The sequence below is a fragment of the Flavobacterium sp. genome, assembly GCF_035760125.1.
Taxonomy (GTDB): Bacteria; Bacteroidota; Bacteroidia; order Flavobacteriales; family Flavobacteriaceae; genus Flavobacterium.
The window spans coordinates 1-2,372 of sequence record NZ_DASTTN010000010.1 but is presented as its reverse complement, the minus strand read 5'-3'; the positions used below and the strand labels follow the sequence as shown (position 1 = coordinate 2,372).

The window sequence follows — 2,372 nt, the reverse complement described above, 5'->3', positions numbered from 1 at the left end:
TTGAGGATGTCAAACACCAAACGATTGAGGTTCCTGAAAAATGGAGCAATCAAGTGCAAAATATAAATACACAAGAAGAATATCAAAATTTAATCAAATGACCATAACGCTAAAATATTTTGGTTTACTAGCTGATATCACACAATTGAAAGAGGAGCAATTCTCTTTTGACGAAGATACTATTTCGGTTTTTGAATTAAAATCAAAAATTGAAAGTAGTTACCAAAACATGCAAAACGCAGCTTATAACATTGCGATCAACCAAACAATAAGCGATTTGAAAACCACAATAAAAGACAATGATGTAATTGCTTTTTTGCCTCCTTTTGCTGGTGGTTAAAATGCATCAGTTTCATAAAAGAATTTAATAAAGAATGATAAACACCAAACGCTATTCCAGACAAATAATTCTCCCTGAAATAGGAGAAACGGGTCAGCAAAAATTGCAGGACGCTCGGGTCTTGGTAATTGGTGCAGGCGGTTTGGGCTGCCCTGTTTTGCAAAATTTGGCATCGGCGGGAGTAGGGAACATCGGAATTGTTGATGGAGATGTGGTGGACGAAACCAATTTGCACAGACAATTATTATTCACTTTAAAAGATTGTGGAAACAGTAAAGCCGAAACAGCCAGAAAAGCTATTTTGGAACTCAATCCTGAGATTAGCGTTATTGCATTTTCAGAGTTTTTTTCTTTGCAAAATGCTGCCAGAATAGTGGAAGAATACCAAATCATAGTCGATTGTACCGATGCGATTGCCGTTCGCTATTTGATTAATGATGTGTCAGTCGCTAAAAGAATTCCGATGGTGTATGCTTCAATTCATAAGTTTGAAGGCCAGATTTCGGTATTCAATTATAAAAATGGACCAAGTTATCGTTGTTTGTTTCCGGAGCAGGAAAGCTTGAAAGCGGTTCCTAATTGTGCTGATTCAGGGGTTTTGGGGATTTTGCCGAACGCTATAGGAACATTGCAGGCCACCGAAGTGCTCAAAATAATACTCGAAATTGGCGAAATATTGTCGGGAAAATTATTGATTTACGATGCTTTGCATTTTCAAACGCAAACCATTAATTTCTCTAAAAATCCAAAAATGATTGAAAAAGGAATTATAAATGGAACGCTAATTTTAAACAGTAAAAAAGAAGAAGTGGATTTAAGTCCGGAGTCTTTTTTTGAAAAATGCAATCAGTCGGGAATTGTCGTTATTGATGTTCGAGAGTTGGAAGAAATTCCAGAGTTTAAAGGAAAGAATGTCATTCAGATTCCTTTGGGCGAATTAGAAGAATACAGTAAGAAATTGGATAAAAACCAAGAAATCGTTTTGTTTTGTCAAACGGGACAACGCAGTTTAGCCGCTATGAATTATCTTCAAAAATCAGGATTTGTTGGAGTTTTTCATTTAGGAAAGGGAATTGAATCTTTGAAAAATCAGATTTAGCAGCAACAGTAATTTCAATAAGCAATAAAAATAAACAATACTATAATGTCAGCAGATAAACCCAAAAAAAGTTCCTTTATTCAGGGTCAGATAACATCAGAGTTCATTGGGAATTCGATTGCCAAACACCAAAGCAAAACCACGATTGGTGCCCACAATATTTTTCTGGGTCAAGTTCGAGCCGATGTGATTGATGAGAAAACTGTCACCGCCATTGAATACACCGCCTACGAAGAAATGGCAGAACAAACGTTTTATGAAATTCGGGAAGCGGCTTTTGCTAAATATGAGCTTTCGTGTTTGCATATTTATCACAGTCTGGGAACGGTGAAAACAGGCGAAATCTGTTTGTTTGTCTTTGTTTCGGCACCAAGACGAAAAGTGGTGTATGAAGCCTTGGAGTTTTTGGTGGAAGAAATAAAAGAAAAGACAGCGATTTTCGGAAAAGAAATTTTTGAAGATGAAAGCTATGTTTGGAAGCAGAATACTTGAAAAAAGAGAAGGCAGAAAACAGAATTTAGAAAGCAGAAGGCTGTAAGAAGTGCCTGAAGGAGATTTGAAAACGTGAATTTGCGTGAGGGATAGAGGCGGTATCCTCGTAGTGAAACGGAGAGATAAAGCCGAAAGCCCGACCCGTAGGGACACGCCCAAATTAATAAATAATGCTAATCACTAGTCACTAAATAAATGGTAGATATCACCCATAAAATAATCACACAACGCACGGCTACAGCCCAAGCAATCGTAAAAGTAGGTTTGCCAGCAACGATGCAGGCCATTTTGAATAAAACTGTTCCAAAAGGCGATGTATTGGAAGTTGCACGAACTGCGGGTTTATTTGCCGTAAAAAATACTTCGAACTCTATTCCGGATTGCCATCCCATGCCGATTGAATTTACTGGAATTGAATACGAACTGTTGGAAGATTCGGTG

At 37.5% G+C, this 2,372-nt stretch carries 4 protein-coding genes; all 4 read left to right on the top strand.

Annotated elements, in window-relative coordinates; translation table 11 throughout:
• The first annotated feature begins 97 nt into the window (after positions 1 to 97).
• On the top strand, positions 98 to 340 hold the full coding sequence (locus VFS71_RS00390; protein ID WP_326398680.1) for a MoaD/ThiS family protein: 243 nt from the start codon (positions 98 to 100) through the stop codon (positions 338 to 340).
• 34 nt (positions 341 to 374) lie between these two features.
• Complete coding sequence (locus tag VFS71_RS00385; RefSeq protein WP_326398679.1) at positions 375 to 1,439, top strand: HesA/MoeB/ThiF family protein; 1,065 nt, start codon at positions 375 to 377, stop codon at positions 1,437 to 1,439.
• Between the two features lie 45 nt (positions 1,440 to 1,484).
• A complete protein-coding gene (locus VFS71_RS00380) occupies positions 1,485 to 1,931 on the top strand; it encodes a molybdenum cofactor biosynthesis protein MoaE (RefSeq protein ID WP_326398678.1) in 447 nt (148 codons plus the stop codon).
• A gap of 195 nt (positions 1,932 to 2,126) precedes the next feature.
• The coding region (locus VFS71_RS00375) for a cyclic pyranopterin monophosphate synthase MoaC (RefSeq protein ID WP_326398676.1) at positions 2,127 to 2,372 on the top strand (246 nt) is incomplete at its 3' end.

Coding starts and splice junctions, on each gene's coding strand:
- VFS71_RS00385 (WP_326398679.1), top strand. CDS start 375: ATGATAAACACCAAACGCTATTCCAGACAAATAATTCTCCCTGAAATA.
- VFS71_RS00390 (WP_326398680.1), top strand. CDS start 98: ATGACCATAACGCTAAAATATTTTGGTTTACTAGCTGATATCACACAA.
- VFS71_RS00380 (WP_326398678.1), top strand. CDS start 1,485: ATGTCAGCAGATAAACCCAAAAAAAGTTCCTTTATTCAGGGTCAGATA.